Genomic DNA, 6,256 nt, shown 5'->3' with positions numbered 1-6,256 from the left:
GCGCAGGGGTAGGGGGGACGGCGGCGGGCGGGGCCGTGACGGCCCCGCCCGCACCGGCCCGCGCTCAGCCGGTCTTGCGGCGGAAGCTGCGCTTGCGGGCGGCCGGGCCGTGCAGGTCCCCGACCTTGCTGCGGCCGGCCTGCTGCGCCTCACGGGCCTGCCGGGCGGCGCCGCCGCTCTTCAGGCCGAGCGCGTCCTGGAAGCGGCGCCGCAGGTCGTCCTGCGGGGCGGCGGGCGCGGCGGCGGGGGCGGGGGCGGCGGTGAGCTTGGCGGACTGCTGGATGTTGCCGGTCATGGGGACCTCCGAGGTGGTGAGCGGGCGGAACAGGGGGTGGAAGGCGGACAGCGGGGCGACGGACGTTCTGGACGCGGTCATGCGAGGGCTCCTTGCGAGGGGTCGGCGAGGTCTTCGGGCGTCCGGGCGGGCCCGGGGAGGAAGCGGCTGAGGGCGGCGGTCAGCGCGAAGGCGCCGGCGTTGTACCAGAGCGTCGCGCCGGTCGCCGAGCAGAACCGGTCGATCCGGTCGGGCGCGTCGGCGGCGACGCCCCCGGTCACGGCGAGGAAGATCGCCCCGACCACGGCCACACCGACCGCCGAACCGAACTGGGTGACGGCGTTGACGACCCCGGATCCCGCACCGGAGTCCTGCGGCGGCACCTCGCTGAGCACCACCGAGGCGAGCACCGGCGAGCACAGGCCCATGCCGAAGCCCACCACCAGCTCCGCGCCGGCCACCTGCCACCAGGACAGGCCCGCCCCGGCCGAGCGGACCGCGGCCGTCAGCAGCAGCGAACCGGCCGCCATGACCGCCGCTCCCGCCCCGACGAACAGCCGGCCGCGGCGCGTGCCGTGCCGCCACGCGATCTGGAAGGTGACCGCGATGCCGACCGGCCAGGCCGCCGTCGCCAGCGCCGTCCGCAGCACCGACCAGCCGAGGCCGTACTGCAGGTGGTAGGTGAGGACGAGCGCGAGCGAGCCGATCCCGGTGAAGGCGAGCAGCGTCACCGCCAGCCCGGCCGCGAAGCTGCGCCGGGCGAACAGCGGCGGCGGCACCAGCGCGCTGCCGTCCCGGGCGTGCCGGCGGCGCTGGTGGCGGGCGAACAGCAGGAACAGGACGGGCGCCGCGAGCGCCGGCAGCAGCATCCAGGCCGGCCAGCCCTGCTCGCGGCCCTGCACCAGCGGGTACATCAGCCCGAACGCGGCCGCGGTGAGCAGCGCGACGCCGGGCAGGTCGAGCCGGGGCGGGCCCTCGTGCCGGTTCTCCGGCAGGAGTCTGGCGCCGAGCCCCGTGATCAGCAGCCCGAGCGGCAGGTTGACCAGGAAGATCGCCCGCCAGCCGAGGCCGAACAGGTCGAGCCCGGTCAGCAGTCCGCCGAGCAGCGGGCCGCCGACGCTGCCCAGGGTGAGCGCCGCGCCCAGCACGGCGAAGGCGACCGGCCACTCCTTCGGGCGGAACAGCGTGACGATCACCGACATCACCTGCGGCACCATCAGCGCCGCCGCCACCCCCTGCACCAGGCGGGCGGCGACCAGGAGTTCGGCGTTCGGGGCGAAGCCGCAGGCGGCCGAGGCGAGGGTGAAACCGGCCACCCCGGCGAGGAACACCCGCTTGCGGCCGTGGATGTCGCCGAGCCGGCCGCCGGTGATGAGGGAGAGCGAGAACGCCAGGGCGTAGCCGGCGAGCGTCCACTGGGCGGTGGCGAAGTCGGCGCCCAGGTCGCGCTGCACGGCGGGGAGGACGACGGTGACGATGTTGACGTCGAGGCTGTCCAGGAACGAGGCGCCGGTGACGACGGCCAGCAGCAGCCAGCGCAGGCGCGGCGGGGCGGGGTGCGCCTGCGGCGGATCCGCGGGTTCGACGGGTCCGGCGGCTTCGGCGACTTCGGCGGCTTCGGCGGCAGGTGGCGCGGGAAGTGCGGCCTCCTGAACGGTGGTTGACACGACGGGACCTCCCGAGGGGTCGGTGCGGGGACGCCCGGGCGCCGGAGGCCCCGGATCGGGGGCCGTCCGGCGTTCCGGGCGTCGTCGGGTGCGGGGTCGGGCGGGTGCGGGATCGGGCGGGTGCGGGGTCGGGCGGGTGCGGACGGGTCAGAGCACGCCGAGGACGGCGTCCAGGGCCTGGTCCATCTCGTCGACGGTCAGCTCCTCGGCCAGCCGGAGCGCGTCCGTGCCGCCGCCCACCGGGGCGGCCTGCGGGGCGCCGGCGAGTTCGAGCAGCCGGCCGAGCAGGCCGCTCTGCCGCAGGTCGGCCGCCGAGATCCGGCCCAGCGCCCAGCGGGCGGCCTGCTCCGGGTCCTGCGGCGGGGCGCTGTCCTCGGGCCGGACGGCGCCGGAGTCCAGGCGGACGTTGAGGAAGTCCGCGATGGCCTGCGGCGTCGGGTAGTCGAAGGCCAGCGTGCTGGGCAGCGGCACCTGCGCGAACGCGGAGAGCCGGTTGCGCAGTTCGACGGCCATCAGCGAGTCCCAGCCGTGGTCGCGCAGCGGCTGCTCGGCCCGGACGGTCGCGGTGTCCGACAGCCCGAGGACGGCGGCCACCTCCTGCCGGACGAGCTCGGTGAGCGAGGCGATCCGCTCCGGGCCGGTCAGGCCGGCCAGCCGCTCGCCCAGCGAGTCGGTGCCCGCCGTCGAGCGGCGCGCCTGGCGCAGCGGGGTGCGCAGCAACGCCCGCAGCAGCGGCGGGAGTTCCGACCCCGCCGCGCGCTGCAGCCGGTCCAGGTCGAGCCGCAGCGGCACCAGGTGCGGCTCCGGCCGGCCGAGTGCCGTGTCGAACAGGGCGAGGCCCTGCTCGACGGTCAGCGGCTGCGCGCCCTGGCGGCGCATCCGGCCCAGTTCGGCGTCGCCGAGGTGGGCGGTCAGCCCGGTGCCGCCCTGCTCCCACAGGCCCCAGGCGAGGCTGGTGCCGGGCAGGCCGCGACGGGTGCGGTGGGCGGCGAGGGCGTCCAGGTAGGCGTTGGCCGCCGCGTAGTTGCTCTGCCCCGGGGAGCCGAGCGTGCCGGCCACCGAGGAGAACAGGACGAACGCGGCCAGGTCCAGCCCGCGGGTGAGCTCGTGCAGGTGGCGGGCGCCGGTGGCCTTCGGGGCCAGGACGCGGCCGAACCGCTCGGCGGTCTGGTTCACCACGACGCCGTCGTCGATCACGGCGGCCAGGTGGACCACGCCGGTCAGCGGGTGGTCGGCGTCGACCGCCGCCAGCGCCGCCGCGACATGCGCGCGGTCCGCCACGTCGCAGGCCAGCACCCGGACGGTGGCGGCGCCGGCCGCGCGCAGCTCCTCCACCAGCTCGTCCGTCCCGGCCGCGGCCGGGCCGCGGCGCGAGGTCAGCACGAGGTGGCGGACGCCGTGCGCGGTGACCAGCCGGCGGGCCGTCAGGCGGCCCAGCTCGCCGGTGCCGCCGGTGACCAGGACGGTGCCGTCCGGGTCCAGCGGGCGCGGCGAGGTGAGCACCAGCTTGCCGATGTGCCGCCCCTGCGCCATGAAGCGGAACGCGTCCGCCGCCCGGCGCACGTCGTACGCGGCGAACGGCAGCGGGGCGACGACCCGCCGCTCCAGCAGGTCGGCGACGACGGTGAGCATCTCCAGGATGCGGTCCGGTCCGGCGTCCATCAGGTCGAACGCCCGGTAGTGGACGCCCGGGTGGGCGGCCGCGACCTCCGCCGCCCGCCGGATGTCGGTCTTGCCCATCTCCAGGAAGCGGCCGGCGCGCGGCTCCAGCAGCCGCAGCGAGGCGTCGATGAACTCGCCGGTGAGCGAGTTCAGCACGAGGTCGAATCCGCCGTCCGTCCGCCACCGCGTCTCGAAGCCGGTGTCGCGCGAGGAGGCGATCCGCTCCTGCGGCAGCCCGAGCCGGCGCAGCGTCGCCCACTTGCCGGCGCTCGCCGTGCCCCACACCTCGGCGCCGAAGTGCCGGGCCAGCTGGACGGCGGCCATGCCGACGCCGCCCGCCGCCGCGTGCACCAGCACCCGCTCCCCGGCGGTCAGCCCGCCGAGTTCGAGCAGCCCGTGGTAGGCGGTGAGGAAGGCCAGCGGGACGGTCGCGGCCTCGGCGAAGCCGACGCCGTCCGGGATCCGCACCATCATCCGGCCGTCCGCCCGGACCTCGGTGCCGAAGGTGCCGACCGCGAGGCCCATCACCCGGTCCCCCGGGCGCAGGTGGGCGACGCCCGGCCCGGTCTCCAGGACCACGCCGGCGCACTCCAGGCCCAGCTTGGGGGCGTGCACCATGTCGAGCGCGTTCAGCACGTCCCGGAAGTTCAGGCCGGAGGCGTGCACCCGCAGCCGCACCTCGTGCTCGCCGAGCGGGCCGCCGTCCTCGACCGGGACCAGGGCGAAGGTGTCCAGTCGGCCCTTCTCCCGGATGTCCAGGTGCCAGGCCGCCGCGGCCGGGGGCGGCAGCAGGGTGCCGTCCGCCGACTGCGTCGGGCGCAGGCGCGGGACGAGGACGGCGGCGGCGCGGACGGCCAGTTCGGGCTCGTCCGCGGCGGCCAGGGCCCGGGCGACCTGGTCCGGGTCCCCGTGGGCGTCGGTGGCCTGGTCCGGGTCCAGGTCGAGCAGGCGCAGGCGGCGCTCCGGGTGCTCGGTGCGGACCGAGCGGAGCAGGCCCCACAGCACGGCCTGCTCGGGCGCCGGCACCTCGTCCTCGGGGCGGGCCGGGACGGCGCCCCGGGTCAGCCAGACGACCTCGGTGTCGGCGAAGCGGACGTCGGACACCAGGAGCTTGACCTGCTCCAGGGCGGTGACGGCGGTCCGCTCGGCCGCACCGGCCTCGGCGGTCGCAGCTGTCTCGGACAGGTCGACCAGGATGCGGGCCGGGACGGCCGGGCGGGCGAGCAGGTCCGCCAGGTCGCGGACCGTGGTCAGGCCCAGCCCGGCGGCGACGGGGTGCTCCGAGGAGCCGCCGAGGACGACGGTGTCACCGAGGCCGGCGACCGCGCCGGTCTCCGGCAGCGGCTGGAACTCCAGCCGGTACAGGTGCTCGGCGCCCGAGGCGGGCCGCACCCGCAGCTGCTCCGCCCGGGCCCGCTGCACCTCCAGCGAGCCCGCCGACAGCACCGGCTCACCGGCGGCGTCCGTCACCAGCACCCGGGCCGCCAGGCCGTCCGGGGAGGTGAGCTCCACCCGGACCCGCAGCTCGGTGCTGTCCGTCGCGTGCAGGGTCACGTCCGACCAGGCGAACGGCAGCAGTACGGTGTCCGGCTCGCCGCTGTCGGAGCCGGAGTCGGAGTCGGCGGTGACGCCGGCCAGGGTGTGCAGCGCGGCGTCGAGCAGCGCCGGGTGGATCGCGTGGCCGTCCGCGCTCAGCCCCTCGGGCAGCACGACCCTGCCGTACGCGACCCGCTCGCCCGACCGGCGGTGCAGCTCGGTCAGGCCCCGGAAGGCCGGACCGTAGCCGAGGCCCTGCTCCGCCAGGCCGTCGTAGAGGCCGTCCAGCGCCACCGGTTCGGCGCCCGGGACGGGCCAGGCGCCCAGCTCGGCGGACTCCGCAGTGGCGTCGCCCCCGGTGTCGGCCAGGCGGCCCTGCGCGTGCAGGGTCCAGGGCGCGTCGGAGGCGGCCGCCTCCGACTGGCTGTGGATCTCCAGCGGGCGGGCCCCGTGCTCGTCCGCCGGGCCGACCTTGACCTGCAGCCTCAGGCCCTCGGTGGCCGGCAGCACCATCGGCTGGGCCAGCGTCAGCTCGGCCACCCCGGCCGCACCCACCTGGTGGGCGGCGGACAGCGCCAGGTCCAGCAGACCCGCGCCCGGCACGAGGAACGCACCGAAGACGGCGTGGTCCGCCAGCCACGGCTGGTCGCCGAGCGACACCCGGCCGCTCAGCAGGTGGCCCTCGCCGCCCGCCAGCGCCGTCACGGCCGCCAGCCACGGGTGCTCGGCCGCGAACAACCCGGCGGAACGGGCGTCCCGGCCCGCCTTCGGGGCGTCCAACCAGTACGGGCGGCGCTGGAAGGCGTAGGTGGGCAGGTTGGCGGGGGTCCCGGCGGCAGTGCTGGTGCCAGGGCCGGTGCCGAGGACGGCCGTCCAGTCGAGGTCCTGGCCGGCGACGTGCAGGGCGCCGGCGGCGGCGAGCAGGGCGGCGGGTTCGTCGTCGGTGGTGCGGAGGGAGGCGGTGAAGACGGCGTCGTCCAGGCAGGCGGCGCCCATCGCGGACAGCACCCCGGACGGCCCGCATTCCAGGAAGCGGCGCACGCCCGCGTCGTGCAGGGTGCGGAGGGCGTCCAGGAAGCGGACGGCCTCGCGGGCCTGGCGCGCCCAGTACCGCGGG

3 protein-coding genes are annotated in these 6,256 nt (G+C 77.2%); all 3 read right to left on the bottom strand.

The window, feature by feature from the left end; translation table 11 throughout:
- Positions 1–64 precede the first annotated feature (64 nt).
- Positions 65–376, bottom strand: coding sequence for a DUF5302 domain-containing protein (locus tag VM95_RS36650; RefSeq protein WP_052707803.1), 312 nt, complete (start codon positions 374–376; stop codon positions 65–67).
- Complete coding sequence (locus VM95_RS36645; protein WP_063773620.1) at positions 373–1,941, bottom strand: MFS transporter; 1,569 nt, start codon at positions 1,939–1,941, stop codon at positions 373–375. Before VM95_RS36645 ends, VM95_RS36650 begins: the two co-directional genes overlap by 4 nt.
- A gap of 147 nt (positions 1,942–2,088) precedes the next feature.
- Positions 2,089–6,256 (bottom strand): SDR family NAD(P)-dependent oxidoreductase (locus VM95_RS36640; protein ID WP_045705456.1); only part of this gene is annotated, 4,168 nt, incomplete at its 5' end.

Source organism: Streptomyces rubellomurinus, from assembly GCF_000961885.1.
Classification (GTDB): Bacteria; Actinomycetota; Actinomycetes; order Streptomycetales; family Streptomycetaceae; genus Kitasatospora; species Kitasatospora rubellomurina.
This window is presented reverse-complemented; position numbering and strand designations above follow the sequence as displayed.